This window comes from Lacticaseibacillus zeae subsp. silagei, from assembly GCF_030770335.1.
Taxonomy (GTDB): Bacteria; Bacillota; Bacilli; order Lactobacillales; family Lactobacillaceae; genus Lacticaseibacillus; species Lacticaseibacillus zeae.
On sequence record NZ_CP132484.1, the window covers coordinates 1791670 to 1805646 of the forward strand.

General features: G+C 48.3%; 14 protein-coding genes and 1 riboswitch. Of the genes, 2 read left to right on the forward strand and 12 right to left on the reverse strand.

Going from position 1 to position 13977, the window contains the following annotated elements; all coding sequences use genetic code 11:
- Positions 1-81: 81 nt before the first annotated feature.
- On the forward strand, positions 82-339 hold the full coding sequence (locus LACZS1_RS08495; RefSeq protein ID WP_070651931.1) for a ferredoxin: 258 nt from the start codon (positions 82-84) through the stop codon (positions 337-339).
- A gap of 166 nt (positions 340-505) precedes the next feature.
- Here LACZS1_RS08495 and LACZS1_RS08500 read toward each other — a convergent pair whose 3' ends face one another.
- The 11 genes from LACZS1_RS08500 to dnaE form a co-directional block, all read right to left on the reverse strand.
- Complete coding sequence (locus LACZS1_RS08500) at positions 506-1084, reverse strand: ECF transporter S component (protein ID WP_047106101.1); 579 nt, start codon at positions 1082-1084, stop codon at positions 506-508.
- A 96-nt stretch (positions 1085-1180) separates the two neighbouring features.
- Positions 1181-1299, reverse strand: a riboswitch (FMN riboswitch).
- 76 nt (positions 1300-1375) lie between these two features.
- On the reverse strand, positions 1376-2122 hold the full coding sequence (locus LACZS1_RS08505; protein WP_070651831.1) for a pseudouridine synthase: 747 nt from the start codon (positions 2120-2122) through the stop codon (positions 1376-1378).
- Entirely contained in the window at positions 2106-2723 is a 618-nt protein-coding gene (scpB, locus tag LACZS1_RS08510) for an SMC-Scp complex subunit ScpB (protein ID WP_047106100.1), read from the reverse strand. The genes LACZS1_RS08505 and scpB overlap by 17 nt, the downstream gene beginning before the upstream one ends.
- Positions 2723-3448 (reverse strand): segregation and condensation protein A, encoded by a 726-nt coding sequence (locus tag LACZS1_RS08515; protein WP_010488453.1) that lies wholly within the window; start codon positions 3446-3448, stop codon positions 2723-2725. The genes scpB and LACZS1_RS08515 overlap by 1 nt, the downstream gene beginning before the upstream one ends.
- Positions 3423-3809: a riboflavin biosynthesis acetyltransferase RibT gene (locus tag LACZS1_RS08520; RefSeq protein ID WP_010488456.1), complete on the reverse strand. Its 387-nt coding sequence runs from the start codon at positions 3807-3809 to the stop codon at positions 3423-3425. Before LACZS1_RS08520 ends, LACZS1_RS08515 begins: the two co-directional genes overlap by 26 nt.
- Positions 3810-3874: 65 nt before the next feature.
- Positions 3875-4756 (reverse strand): site-specific tyrosine recombinase XerD, encoded by an 882-nt coding sequence (gene xerD, locus LACZS1_RS08525; protein WP_070651830.1) that lies wholly within the window; start codon positions 4754-4756, stop codon positions 3875-3877.
- Positions 4757-4760: 4 nt separating this feature from the next.
- Positions 4761-5642 (reverse strand): CvfB family protein, encoded by an 882-nt coding sequence (locus LACZS1_RS08530; RefSeq protein ID WP_070651829.1) that lies wholly within the window; start codon positions 5640-5642, stop codon positions 4761-4763.
- A 42-nt stretch (positions 5643-5684) separates the two neighbouring features.
- Positions 5685-6146, reverse strand: a complete 462-nt coding sequence (locus LACZS1_RS08535) for a DUF441 domain-containing protein (protein ID WP_010488461.1) — start codon at positions 6144-6146, stop codon at positions 5685-5687.
- Between the two features lie 225 nt (positions 6147-6371).
- Positions 6372-8138, reverse strand: a complete 1767-nt coding sequence (pyk, locus tag LACZS1_RS08540; RefSeq protein WP_010488463.1) for a pyruvate kinase — start codon at positions 8136-8138, stop codon at positions 6372-6374.
- 59 nt (positions 8139-8197) lie between these two features.
- Entirely contained in the window at positions 8198-9157 is a 960-nt protein-coding gene (pfkA, locus tag LACZS1_RS08545) for a 6-phosphofructokinase (RefSeq protein WP_010488465.1), read from the reverse strand.
- A 111-nt stretch (positions 9158-9268) separates the two neighbouring features.
- Entirely contained in the window at positions 9269-12565 is a 3297-nt protein-coding gene (gene dnaE / locus LACZS1_RS08550) for a DNA polymerase III subunit alpha (RefSeq protein ID WP_306402837.1), read from the reverse strand.
- Positions 12566-12660: 95 nt separating this feature from the next.
- Here dnaE and LACZS1_RS08555 point away from each other — a divergent pair, with 95 nt between their 5' ends.
- Positions 12661-12855 carry a YjzD family protein gene (locus tag LACZS1_RS08555; protein WP_010488470.1) on the forward strand — a complete coding sequence of 65 codons (195 nt, stop codon included), beginning with the start codon at positions 12661-12663 and terminating at the stop codon, positions 12853-12855.
- 182 nt (positions 12856-13037) lie between these two features.
- Here the strand turns inward: LACZS1_RS08555 and LACZS1_RS08560 are convergent, their stop codons facing one another.
- Positions 13038-13898: a hypothetical protein gene (locus LACZS1_RS08560; RefSeq protein ID WP_010488472.1), complete on the reverse strand. Its 861-nt coding sequence runs from the start codon at positions 13896-13898 to the stop codon at positions 13038-13040.
- Between the last annotated feature and the right edge of the window lie 79 nt (positions 13899-13977).

The following is a 13977-nucleotide window of genomic DNA, read 5'->3' on the forward strand; positions in this document are numbered from 1 at the left end:
ATAAGCACCTCTTTTCCCGGTTGTTATTGTACAATGACAGGTAGTTGAAATCATGACAAAAGATTGAAGGCGGATATGAAAATGGCTTTATATGGCAGAGTGGAACGGCCTGAATGCATCGCGTGTGGTTTATGCCAGATGCTGGCGCCAGACTTATTTGACTACGATCAGGCAGGCATCGCCTATTATAAGCCTGATCGCAATACCGGTACAAAAGCACTTGATGATCAAGCGACGATTCATTTTCGTTTAGCGTATAAACGGTGCCCGACACATTCCATCAAACGCAGTGACCACCCGTTTGACGCTGAGCCTTATACGCCAACCAAAGTAGAATAAAGCCACTGCCCCCACTTGCAGCGATTAATAGTCTAGCTATACACTACGCAATTTTCGAATGATGCCTGCTTGTCACCAGTCGCAAAAAAACTTCCGCCAAGTAGACGGAAGTTTTTGTTTGCAAACATACAGTTGTTAACAGTTCCCAAAGCGGACAGTCAATCGGTTAGTGGCTCATCTGCATTTCTTGACGGGCAAGCCAAGGTGCCAGTGCCTTCGCAATCGCAAAGAAGGCGACTGAAATAACAACACCTTTAATCAAATTGAATGGCACAACGCCAATCAGCACGTAACGGGTTAGCGACATGCCTAAGTTGAAATTGAACACCGCCATGTACATCGGCGTGATCACCAGCCAATTCAGAATGCTCATCACCAAAGTAAGGCTTAAAGTACCTAAGACCAGGCCTTCGACTTGGCGCCATAAACTGTGTTTGCCGCGAACGGTGTAAACCACCGGCAGTAAGAAGCCGACACTGGCAATAAAGGCGGCCAAATCACCGATGAGGTTCACAACACCGCCGCCAGTCAAAGCGAAATGGACCAGACTCCGAATAAAGGCAACACCGATGCCGCCAACCGGCCCATAAAGCAGCCCTCCTAGCAACACAACCAAGTCAGATAAATCCAACTTCAAGAACGGAAACGCCGGAATAATCGGAAACGAGAACATCATCAATACGTAACCGATCGCCGCTAATAGTGCGATACCTACCAAACGATGAACTTTAGAACGACTTGCCATAATACATAACCTCCATGAGGCCGTCTTCCGGAACTTAAAAAGACCTATTCCTCCTTCAGGGGGAATAGGTCTCGATTGAATGCAGATTCAAAAAAGCCCCATCTTCTTCCATCTAGACTATCACTATCGGTACCGGAGTCACACCGGTTCCACCGCAAACGCGGGTCGCGGACTATACCGCCGGTCGGGAATTACACCCTGCCCTGAAGACGAACCAATTATTTAATTACAAGCATACTTTATCAGAGGTAAGGCTTAAATTCAAGCGATTACCTTGAAAACGCTAACAACTTAATGTTTTTCGTCCTGATCACCAGTAAGTTGCCGTAAATCATGCAGCTCCTGCGGTTTAATCTCACGGTGTTCTCCCGGCTGTAAACCGGCAAGTGTCAGGTTGCCATAAGCTTCACGGGACAGCTTGATCACTGGGAAGCCAACCGCTTTAAACATCTTTTTCACCTGATGATTCATGCCTTGATGAATGGTGAGCGCCACAATTGCGGTTTTCTTGGCTTTATCTGTCGACAGAATCTCGAATTTTGCTGGTGCCGTCATTTTACCGTCAATGACAACCCCGGCTTTAAGCGGCGCTAAGGCAGGCCGATTCGGAATCCCTTCCACTTTGGCAACATATTTTTTCTCGAGTGCATAGCGCGGATGCATGAGATGGTTGGCTAACTCGCCATCATTCGTCATCACTAACAAACCGCTGGTGTCATAGTCTAGACGGCCAACCGGGTAAAGTCGTTCGCGAATATCTTCAAAATAATCAGTGACGACTTTTCGGCCTTTGTTGTCCTCGACTGCGCTAATCACGCCACGCGGTTTATAAAACAGAAAATACCGTTTAGCCTCTTTGCCAATTGGAACACCGTCTACTTCAACGTCATCATGCGGACCGACTTTAATGCCCATTTCAGTTGCAACTTGGCCATTAACTTTCACATGCCCGGTAGCGATGAGTGTCTCTGCATGACGGCGTGAGGCGATGCCGGCATTGGCAATGACTTTTTGCAATCGTTCAGTTTTGGTTGTCATCTTGTTGGTTTTGCTCCATTTTCTTATCGTCTTCAGCCTGTTGCGACTGACCATCATCACGAAATGTTGTAAAAAGATCGACTTCACCGGTATCTTCAGGTGCATCGGCCAGTGGCGGCAGATCTGCCAACCGATTGAGGCCAAAGTAATCAAGGAAAAACTGGGTGGTCGCATACAAAATCGGCCGTCCCGGTGCTTCTTTACGGCCGGCTTCTTTAATCAGTTGCCGGGATGCTAATGTTGTCAGCGCACCGGAACTTTGAACGCCCCGAATTTCGTCAATTTCGATTCGCGTAATCGGTTGCTGATAGGCAATGATGGCCAAAACTTCCAGTGCCGCCTGCGACAAACCAGCAGCAGGCGGTCCGGCAAAATACTTTTTGATAGCAGCTGCAAAAGCCGGTTTAGTTAACAAGTAGTAACGGTCAGCAAATTGTTGGACCTGTAAGCCGCGTTGCTCGTCGGCGGCCAGCTTTTGCTGATATGCCTCTAGCTGTTGGCGCATCGCACTTTCGCTGATTTCCAAAATCCCGGCAAGTTCACCTAGGGTCACGCCGCTTTCACCTGCTGTATACAGAATAGCTTCCAATACTGGCTCCATTAAGCGGCCTCCTTCAGCGTCACCGTGATCGGATCAAACGGCGCATCTTGTTCGCAAATCACCTGATCGCTTTTCATCAGTTCCAACAAGGCCAAAAAGGTCGTAACCACCTGTTCAACCGAATGGACCGCCAACAAATCGGCAAACAAACATTGACCGTCTTTTTGCAACGTCTTCAAAACTTCCCCGATGCGTTTTTCGACCGACACCGGCTCGGTTTCAATATGCGCAATTGTCTGGCGGGCCGCCTGTTGCGCTTTCATGACCCGGGCCATCGCTGCCTGCAGGTCAATTAACTTAACGGTTCCCGGAGCGAGCGGCACAGCCATTTTCTCGTCTGGTAATGTCGTCGGCTTGGCAAAGGATTGTGCTCGTTTAGCTTCCCGGTGCTTTAAATCTTTAGCTGCTTCTTGGTAAACCTGGTAAGTCAACAGCTGGGCCACTAAATCCGCCCGCGGATCGGTTGGCTCTTCCGGCTCAGTGGTTTCCGGTTCCGGTTGCGGCAACAAAAGCCGACTTTTTAAAACCATTAAATTAGCGGCCATGACAAAATAATCGCCGGCTACATCCAGCGCCAGATCCTGCATCTGGTGCAGGTAATCAAGGTACTGGGTGGTAATCTCGGCGATCGGAATATCGTAAATATCCACTTCGTTTGTCCGAATCAAATGCCACAACAAATCCAACGGTCCGGAGAAATCATTCAGCACGAGTGTCAGTGCCATGGTCATCCTCTTTTCGAAACTTGTTAAAAGCAGCTATCAATGACGCATGCTCTAAAGCCCCCATCAATTTCTTATCAGGGAAAAGCTTCGTCAACTCTGTCAGCGCAGCAAACGCCGTCGCCTGATCACGAAAATTCGGTGAAAAGCTCAAATGCCGCACCAAAACAAAATCATCACTTAACTCGATACCGATCACACCGACAAAATCATGCCCCTGCTTATACAAATACAGCGCATGCGAATCGTCTTCGGTGTACATCTTAAGTTCGGTCTTCAAGTGTCCGACATCTTTGAGATCGGGAATAAAAGACAAAAGTCCCATGGCGATCTTTTCGTAGTCGTTTTTGTATTTAACCAGCATATTTGCCTCCAAGAGATACTCTCGTAACACTCTATCATACAAACCGCGTTGGGGCAATGTACTCCTTAACCACGCGGATGCGTTTTATGGTAGACCGCAACCAAATGCTGATTACTAAGATGCGTGTAAATCTGCGTCGTACTAATGTCACTATGTCCCAATAATTCCTGAACAACCCGTAAATCTGCCCCGTTTTCAAGTAGTCGGGTCGCAAAACTGTGCCGCAGCGTATGCGGGGTGACATCTTTTTGAATGCCAACACTGGCAATATAGGCCTTTAAGTTCTTCCAAATTGCCTGTCGTGTGAGTGCATGTCCATGAAAATTGACGAAAACAGCTTTAGGTTGCTGCTGTTTAATCAACTGCGGCCGCGCATCACGCAAGTATCGATTGACCCACTCTGTTGCTTGGGGACTGATTGGCACGAGCCGCTCCTTGTCACCTTTCCCGGTCACCTGCAACAAGTTCATGGCTAAATGCAGTTGATCCATGCGTAACCCGATGAGTTCCGACACGCGCAACCCGGTCGCATACATCAATTCAAAAATGGCGCGATCACGCAGGCCAAGTGGTTTCGTAACATTCGGTTTGGCCATAAGCGCGTCGATTTCTGGGCCTGACAACTTTGCCGGTAAATGTTGCGCCTTTTTGGGGGTATCGATTTTGGTCATCGGGTCGGTTTTAACAGCCCCTTCCCGCAGCAAAAATCGGTAAAATTTCCGCAGCGCCGAAATCATGCGACTGACTGACGCAGGCGCTTTGGTATCGTTTTGTTTTTTCAAAAATGCCTGAATAACAACAAAGTCTTCCGGAAAGGTGGTCCGTTTTTGCGAGGTCAGCCACGCCTGAAAGCTCATTAAGTCCTGTTGATAGCTTATTTGCGTCGTGGACGCCAATCCACGCTCAACATCTAAATAATGAATAAAATCTGCAATCAACCCGTGCATATTCTTACTCCTGAGATGCGTTACCGTTTGTCTTTAACAAAATCGTATAACCTGCTTCTTCTTTAATCAATCCGGCTTTCAATAAGTGACCTAATGCCCGCTTAAACGCGCCTTTGCTAATGCCAAAAACCTGTTTAATCGCATCTGGATCGCTTTTGTCCGTGTAGGCGATTTTACCGGCCGGATCGTGTTGCAAGACTGCCAAAATCATCGCCGCATCATCGCCGATTGCTTGGTATGCCCGTGGTTTTAACGATAGATTCAGTTCGCCTTGCTCGCTGACGCCAATCACGCGTGCATGGAGCACCTGACCCAATCGCGGCTCGACATCGCGCTGACTTGGATGAATAAAGCCAAGGTAAAAGTCATCGGTCAACACCCGCGTCCCCGCCATTTTCAGGCGATAAGCCGTTGCGGTCACATCAGCATTCATTTGGTCAGGCTTGGCACGATTGGCCACTGCCCGAATAATTGTTTCATCAGCCAGATTGCCCCACAACCGGTCTTTTTTATCGGTTGTCAAAGCAATCATCAACCGATCGCCGCGTTGAGGCCAAAGTCGATTTAGTTCAGGCAGTTGATCCTCACTTACCACAATGTCTTTATCCGGTAAGCCGATATCAACAAAGACACCTAAATCGCGGCGCACTTCAACAACCGGTGCAAATGCGTAGTGATCGCGTCCTACTTTAGGCAATTTGGGCGTTAACCGTGCCTCGCCATGCTTATTCTCATAAGCAAAACCTTTAAGTTCGCTACCAACTTCAGGCAAGGCCGGTAATTCCTGCCGATCGACTGCCAAAGTAACACCGTTGTATTGGGCAAACACTTCTTTATCATTGTGATCCGTCACGTGCGCGGTGACGATTTGACCGTTAAATTTCATTTTAATTACCTTTTCTCCCTGATTAACTGCATCCGACTTACCTTACCGTCCAGGCAGTATGTTGAACGCTGTCAAAATAACATAAGTAATGCCACTAGCAATCACCGGACCGGCAGCGATACCTTTTAAGAACACAACCCCTAAAATCGTGCCAAAAACCAAAGCAACTGTCATTTCCGGACTCATCGCTAGCAAACCGACACCTTTGGCAGATAACACTGCCACTAAAACGCCGCAGCCAATGGCAATCCAGCCAGCCGGACTCTTGATCACATGCAATAACTCTTTCAAGCCGATTTCACCTGTCGCAATCGGCACCATAATCGCAGCTGAAATGACGGTGACACCCCAATTAATACCTTGACTCTGCAACAATTTCATCAAATGCTGCGTTTGCGGCAGTAATTTTAGCACCATCACGACAGCAACGCCGATCACGAGGCTCTTATTTTTGCCGACTAACGCAATGATCAAAATGGCCAGTAAAAATAACCAACTTTCCACAGGTGCGCTCCTCCAATCATTTGCCGATCAGGATCATCGGCTGCCTGCTATTCATCTCATCAATTCATACTGCTCTTTATTATAAGCTACCCGATCATCGCTGACGAGTCCCCAGTCATTTTTGCTAGCAGTATATTGCTAAAATGAGAACTCATTTCAACCATCAAAAAACTCCCGAGTTTCCTCAGGAGTTTCTGAAAACCATTGTTAAGTTGATTGTCCGGATTAAAGGGCGTTGGTAGCACCTTTATAAACAATCCCCCGACGAGAATCAACGGTAATGATCTGGCCGTCAGAGATAACGCTGGTAGCATTTTCAGCACCAACAACAACCGGAATGCCCATGGCAATGCCGACAACAGCAGCGTGACTGGTCAAGCCGCCAGTTTCAACAACCAAGGCAGCCGCTTTTTCGATCGCTGGCAGGTAATCCTTGTCGGTTGTCTTAACAACCAGAATGTCACCCTTTTGCATCTTAGCAGCAGCTTCTTGCGCATTGCTTGCAATGACCGCTTTACCAATCGTGGATTCGTCACCGACACCTGAGCCTTGAACCAGCTTGGAACCGATAAGTTGAACCTTCATAACATTGGTTGTGCCAGATTCGCCAACAGGAACACCGGCAGTGATCAGAATCAGATCACCTTCCTTAGCAAAGCCAAGGTCTTGAGCCTTCTTGGTTGCCAAGTCGAACATGGCATCGGTGTTAGCAGGCTTGTCGGCAATGATTGGGTAAACACCCCAGTTAACCATCAAACCACGCTGGGTCTTCTCGTTAAAGGTAATGGCAAGAATGTCAGCCTTCGGACGATACTTGGAAATCATCCGTGCGGTGTAACCGGATTGGGTTGCGGCAACAATCGTCTTGACACCGAGGTTACGAGCCGTGTGTGCAACACTTTGGCCGACAGCTTCGGTAATGTTCTTGTTGCTGTATTCCTTCAAGGCAAATGCATCTTGATCCATCATGGCTGCTTCGGTGTATTCATCGATCCGGGCCATTGCAGCAACAGATTCGACAGGATAATCACCATTAGCAGATTCACCGGAAAGCATCGTTGCATCGGTACCATCAAAAACAGCGTTAGCAACGTCGTTTACTTCGGCACGGGTAGGACGAGGGTTTTCCTGCATGGAGTCAAGCATTTGAGTAGCGGTAATAACCGGCTTGCCCAAAGCATTGCACTTCTTGATCAACCGCTTTTGAACGATCGGGACATGTTCAAATGGAATTTCAACACCCATGTCGCCACGAGCAACCATCAAACCGTCAGAAACCTTCAAGATGTCATCGATGTTGTCGATACCTTCTTGAGATTCAATCTTTGGGAAGATCTGAACATTAAGCGCGTTCTTTTCTTCAAGGAGTTCACGAATGTCCAAAACGTCCTGAGGCTTACGAACAAAGGATGCAGCAATGAAGTTGATCCCGTGATCCAAACCGAAACGAATATCATTGGAGTCTTTTTCAGTGATACCAGGTAAATTGATGGCAACGCCTGGAGCATTGACACCTTTCTTACCGCCAAGCACACCGTCGTTTTGAACAACAGTGACAAGTTCGCGGTTCTTCTCGTCTTTTTCGGTGATCTTCATGTCGATCAAGCCATCATCGAACAAAACGTGGCCGCCAACATGCGTGTCATCGTAAAGACCAGGATAAGTAACAGCAACTTTTTCCTTAGTACCCTTCAAACTGGCATCCATGGAGATGCGAACTTTATCACCCGTGTGGAATTCGATCGTGCCATCAGGGGTATCCTCAAGCGTGGTCCGAATTTCGGCACCTTTCGTATCAAGCATGATACCAACGGTCTTGCCCGTGATCTTTTCAGCCTCGTGAACCATCTTCATCCGTGCCAAGTGCTCTTCGTGATCACCATGGGAAAAGTTGAAACGGAAAACGTTGGCGCCCGCTTCGATCAACTTAACGATGATGTCAGTGGTGTTACTAGCAGGTCCAAGTGTGCTGACGATCTTGGTTTTTTTCATAAGTGAAATCGCTCCTTGCAATTATTTAAACAGACGTTAATGTCGTTTGTTTACAGAAATTAAAATGTTAACTCTTCCGCCAAGGTGTAGAGCGAAAGTTCAGCGTGGTGCTTAGCATCAAACAAGGTCCGGACGTCATGCGCCGTGATCTTGTTGTTTTCAATGCCGACTGCTAATGCACCCTTGCCGTCCAGCAAAAGTTCAACGGCGTAAGCACCCATTTGTGAAGCCAATACGCGATCACGAGCGGATGGTGCACCGCCACGGACAATATGGCCCAGAACCGTTGCACGTAACTGGAAGTCGCCATAAGCTGCCAATTCTTTGGCAAACTGATCAGCATGCATCACGCCTTCAGCAAGCAAAATAACCGCATGCTTCTGACCACGTTCACGTGAACTTTGCAACTTCGATGCAATCTTTTTAACATCAAAGTCGTGTTCCGGAATGATGACATCTTCAGCGCCACCGGCTACCCCGGACCAAAGTGCGATGTCACCGGCCTCACGACCCATAACCTCGACAACAAAGGTACGTTCATGGGAAGCCGCGGTATCACGCAACCGGTCGACCGCCTCAACCACGGTATTGACCGCAGTATCAAAACCGATCGTAAAGTCGGTGTACGGAATATCGTTATCAATCGTTCCCGGCAAACCGATCGTATTGAAACCGTGGCGGGTTAATGCCAAAGCTCCGTGATAAGAACCATCGCCGCCAATGACAACCAATGCTTCAATCCCGAACTTGTTCAGCTGTTCAACCCCGCGCAACTGGCCTTCTTCTTGAGCAAATTGCGGATAGCGTGCCGAGTACAGCATGGTCCCGCCACGCTGAATCTTATCGCCGACAGTTGACTCGCTCATTTTAAAAATATCGCCAGCAACTAATCCGGCAAAGCCATAATTGATGCCGTATACTTCAAGGCCTTCATGCATCGCCTTGCGAGCAACAGCCCGGACCGCAGCGTTCATGCCTGGTGCATCGCCGCCACTGGTCAAAATACCAATGCGTTTCATTATTTCACCTCATGCATATTCTTTTGCGATATGTCCTACCACAAATACTCATTGAGTTTACCACTTTTCTGAAACAAAGTCCTTGAAAATGAGAACATTTTTCAATTTTCTCTAGGACTCCTGCCGCGTTCTTAGGACCACATTGTTGGCGCCGAACTGTGACTTCAGGGCTTCCACCAATGTTGTATCAGCCTTGACCCAGTAACGCTTGTCTAACAAAATACTTTCACGAGTAGCAGTGTCCACAGTGATAACAGGTGTTGTTCCATGAGCGGCTTGCAATTTTTTCAGTAAATCGGTTCGTGAAACCGTATCCTTCGCGTCCAGCCGAATGAATAATTCGGCACTTGGCAGGCTAGCTAATAACGGTTGTGCATCCTGAATCCGATTTACCACCAGCTGCAAGTCGTCATTGCGCTTTTCCACGCGCCCGTTCACAAATACCACCGTATCCGTGGTTAAGTCTTCAATCGTCGGATAAAGGTTTGGGAAAACTGTCAGCGACACATTGCCGGTAGCATCCTGGCCGTCCACAAAGGCCATCGGTTTGCCTGTTTTCGTCCGAATTCGTTTGATATGCCGCACCAGCAGCAAAATGTTCACCGTCTGCCCTTCCTCCAGATCGCTGACGCTCACCAAGGTATATTGGGTTTTCAACGGCGCATATTTATCAACCGGATGTCCGGAAAGATAAACCCCAAGAACCTCCGCTTCGGCTTCAAGCCGCTCACTGGCGGACATTTCCGGCACTTTGATTGTTTTAGGGGCCAACATTGAAAAGAGCCCAACATCGTTGCCTGCTAATTTTACGGAATTAATCAACTCATCCAGATTAGCCAGAGTCTGCGCCCGATTCGCATCAAACGTATCAAATGCCCCGGCAAGAATCAATGATTTAAAGTTGTCAGCTTTCAACCACTTAGGATCCAGTCGTTGTAAAAGATCGCGTAAGTTTTTGAACGGGCCATTTTGACGCGCGGTAAAAATGGCTTCGCTAAAGTCGCGGCGCATCCCTTTGACGGACAACAGGCCAAAGCGAATTTTCCCTTGGCTTAATTTAAACCCGCCATTGCTGGCATTGATATCAGGACCTAATAAACCGACTTTCCGGGCCTTGGCTTCTTGAACGTAGGTACGCAGTTTTGGCAGATTGTTCATGCTGGCATTCATCAAGGCGGCAAAAAACGCTGCCGGATAATGAACTTTTAAATAAGCCAGCCAAAAGGCAACCTTGCTATACGCCACGGCATGCGAACGGTTGAAGCCATAATTGGCAAACCGATCAATGTAGGCGTAAACGGTTTTGGCTGTTTCTTCAGGAAAACCTTGCTTAACGGCACCTTCGATAAACTTATCCTGCTCTGCCGCCAGCACTGCGGACTTTTTCTTGCTCATCGCGCGCCGAAGCAAGTCCGCTTCGCCAAGACTGAAGCCGCCCATAACGTTGGCAACCTGCATGACCTGCTCCTGATAAACGAGCACGCCATAGGTCGGCTTAAGAATCTTGGTCAGTGCCGGATCGGGATAAGCAATCGGCTCCTGGCCGTTTTTACGGGCAATGAAGGTGTCAATATTTTCCATTGGCCCGGGTCGATACAAGGCATTAACCGCAACCACGTCTTCAAATGCTGTCGGGTGCAATTTTCGCAAGACATTTTTGATGCCGGAAGACTCGAACTGAAAAACGCCATTGGTATCGCCACGCGCAAACAAGTTTAGCGTCGGTTTGTCGTCCAATGGAATTGCCTTGGGATCAAACGGTTTGCCAGTATCGCGCGCAACAAAATGGCTGGCAGCCGCCAGAATGTTAAGATTCTTCAAGCCCAGAAAATCCATTTTCAACAAGCCTAACGCTTCAACGTCGTCCTTGGGAACCTGAGTCTGTTCAAGTCCGTCACCACTGGGCTGCAGCGCTACCGTATCGGTTAATGGTTCTTCTGACAGCACGATCCCCGCCGCATGCGTAGAGTAATGCCGCGGCAGCCCTTCTAAGGCTAGCGCGGTTTGAAACAGCATCCGATTTTTGGATGAGTCGGTAACCAAATTCTTGAGCGGCTGGCTTTGCTCATAAGCTGTCTTCAAATCAATGTGAAACAAATTAGGGATTGCCTTACTCCATGTGTTACTTTCAAACTGACTTAAGCCAAATACCCGCGCAACATCACGAATCGCCTGCTTGGCCCCGAATGTTCCAAAAGTAATGATCTGAGCCATGTGATTCTCGCCATACTTGTCATGCACATACCGAATTAACTCGCCGCGGCGGTTGTCTGGAATATCCAGATCAATATCCGGCATCTGCGCCCGTGCCGGATTTAAAAACCGCTCAAACAGCAGATTATATTCAATCGGATCCACTTCAGTGATAGCCAGCGCATAACTCACTAACGAACCAGCCGCCGAGCCACGTCCGGCGCCGGTCATGATGTTCACCTTGTGCGCATAATTCATCACATCCCAAACCACCAGAAAATAATCGGCAAAGCCCATTTCGATAATGACATGCAGCTCATATTGCAAACGTTTCTGGTAAGCTTCTGGAATCGGCTGGCCATGAAAACGAGCGGCAAGTCCGGATTTAGCCAGTTTGGTCAAATAATCTCTCGACGGTATCTGATCCGGCGTCTGGTAATGCGGCAGCTGAGGCTGTTTAAAGTCAATGGTGACATCGGCACGGGCGGCAATGTCAGCGGTATGATCCACTGCTGCCTGTAATCCAGCTGCCGCAAATGGTGCAGCAGCGTCTGTTGGCGGTTTTAACCAAGCTTCACCGGCATCGGTTAAAACCGGATCACGAAAGTTTAATTGGCTGCCTTCATCAATGGCAACCATGACTTTTTGCGTAAAGGCATCGGTTGGGTCACGATAAAGAACATTGCCCAATGCCAGCGGTTCAAGCTGGTGCGCTGCGATAAACGCCGGAATAGCACTGTCAAGATGCGCCTCATCCACACCGACATAAACCGACGCCGGCTGCTTGGCTTTTAAAGCCGTTAAAAACGCCATTGCCTGCTCATCGTGATGCGTCGTAACGGCCTCCGCAAATGGCGAATCCGGCAGCGCAATGGCGACCAACCCAGTCAGCGGTAATAAATCAGCAAACTTAACCGGTGTCTTCGCCAGCATGATTTGCGTCGATAATTTCAAGAGTTGGTGATAGCCCGTATTGTTTTCGGCAATGACTAACAAGCGGGCATCGTCAATATCAATCTGCATGCCTAGTAACGGCTTTAGCCCTGCAGCTTTTGCCTGGCGATAAAACTCGACCAGTCCGTAAACCACATTGGTGTCGGTTAAGGCAATGGCCGTGTAACCCCTTGTTTTGGCCGCCTGAATCAAATCCGGCAGTGCCAATGGGCTGTGTAATAGGGTATAATTGCTATGAACCTGTAATTGGGTAAACGTCATCTTGCCACCTCACCCCTATTATACTGAAAATTGTCACAATTTCAGTTGATTTCATCAAGAGTCGTGGTAAGATGACGACAGAAAAGAGGGATTTCATGCGGTATCTACCTACCATCGTCTGGGGCCTGATCCTCGGCCAAGTTGTCGGCTTCCTGGTCGGCGCCTTGAGCGGCAGCAGTTACGATCCTAAAACAAGCGCGATCGTTAGTGTTATTTTCATCGTGATTTTATTTTTCTTCCCGCCGGTTATGCAGCACTTTGCCAAGTCAGCAGGAAAACCAGAACATTAAACTACAACGTGCCAATTGAACACGCTTGACAGATCAGTATCCCAAAAAAGCACCTGGAGACGGCCTTCGTATTGGCTGCCCTCAGGTGCTATTTTCATGATCTCTAAATTTCGATGTTCAGTCGGGCCCCAAACGACATGATCAGTGCGCGTGGAACCAGCCATTCAACAATTTTGGTTGAACTACTTTGTGACGTAAAGGTACAAAGCGGTGGTTGAATAGCCAACGTCAAAATGCACACCGTTGCTCTTAATCGTGCTAATCGTTGTGGCGTTGTTCTTAGATTTGGCATCTTTTGTCAGTTTCTTGAAGTGCGAGAAAACGGTTTTGGCATTGGCACCGACCGCCGTACTGAGGAGCCCGAAATCAGTTGCGAAGGCCTGCATCTTCTTGCTGTCCTTGAGAACCGCTAACGGCACAATAACAGCAAAGCCCATTGCCTTGCCATGCGCAACACTCGCGCGATAATTGATATCAGCCGTTTTTAAGATGGACTGAATGCCAGTTTTGGCCGTTGTTGGCAATTGATTTGTCTTTGTATTGGCCGTTGCCTGGGCCATCAGCGTTTTAAGTGCCTGTGCCTGTTGTGCAGCTGCCATTTTTTCTGCAGGGGTCATGCCAGCCGCATTTTTTTGGAGCGCAGCCGCTGCTGCCTGCCCTTGTTTCAGTTTAGCTTGATCGGCTTTTGAAAGACTCGATACTGCCAGCATCTGATTGAATTTAGTTGCAATATCGGCGTAATTCCCCAATGACTTGCCTGCTTTGACCGTAACGTTGGTTTTGAGTGAACCCGCCTTGAGGTTAACCTTCTGTGCCTTATCGGTGATCGGTACATCGATGACAAACGTGCCACTGTTAACCGGCACGCTTCCTTTGCCAGCGTCACTGGTGTAACTGACGCGTTTGACGCCACTGGCATTGCCCTTGACGGTTGCAACTAGCCCATCACGGCCGTAAGTTGTTTTTGTGGTGCTTAATTGCTGTCCGCAGCCTACCAGCAATAATGCCAATAGACCAATCAGACCGTATTTCCAAAACTTCATGACGGAACATTCCCTTCACTTGATCTCAATTAATGACGTCCATCAGCATAAGCGTTCACTGTGCGCTTGACAAGCAAAA

Bases quoted from the DNA above. Each gene is read 5' to 3' on its own strand.
- LACZS1_RS08520 (WP_010488456.1), bottom strand. From the start codon at position 3,809: ATGCTGGTTAAATACAAAAACGACTACGAAAAGATCGCCATGGGACTT.
- pfkA (WP_010488465.1), bottom strand. From the start codon at position 9,157: ATGAAACGCATTGGTATTTTGACCAGTGGCGGCGATGCACCAGGCATG.
- scpB (WP_047106100.1), bottom strand. From the start codon at position 2,723: ATGGAGCCAGTATTGGAAGCTATTCTGTATACAGCAGGTGAAAGCGGC.
- LACZS1_RS08530 (WP_070651829.1), bottom strand. From the start codon at position 5,642: ATGAAATTTAACGGTCAAATCGTCACCGCGCACGTGACGGATCACAAT.
- LACZS1_RS08500 (WP_047106101.1), bottom strand. From the start codon at position 1,084: ATGGCAAGTCGTTCTAAAGTTCATCGTTTGGTAGGTATCGCACTATTA.
- xerD (WP_070651830.1), bottom strand. From the start codon at position 4,756: ATGCACGGGTTGATTGCAGATTTTATTCATTATTTAGATGTTGAGCGT.
- LACZS1_RS08505 (WP_070651831.1), bottom strand. From the start codon at position 2,122: ATGACAACCAAAACTGAACGATTGCAAAAAGTCATTGCCAATGCCGGC.
- dnaE (WP_306402837.1), bottom strand. From the start codon at position 12,565: ATGACGTTTACCCAATTACAGGTTCATAGCAATTATACCCTATTACAC.
- pyk (WP_010488463.1), bottom strand. From the start codon at position 8,138: ATGAAAAAAACCAAGATCGTCAGCACACTTGGACCTGCTAGTAACACC.
- LACZS1_RS08555 (WP_010488470.1), top strand. From the start codon at position 12,661: ATGCGGTATCTACCTACCATCGTCTGGGGCCTGATCCTCGGCCAAGTT.
- LACZS1_RS08495 (WP_070651931.1), top strand. From the start codon at position 82: ATGGCTTTATATGGCAGAGTGGAACGGCCTGAATGCATCGCGTGTGGT.
- LACZS1_RS08515 (WP_010488453.1), bottom strand. From the start codon at position 3,448: ATGGCACTGACACTCGTGCTGAATGATTTCTCCGGACCGTTGGATTTG.
- LACZS1_RS08560 (WP_010488472.1), bottom strand. From the start codon at position 13,898: ATGAAGTTTTGGAAATACGGTCTGATTGGTCTATTGGCATTATTGCTG.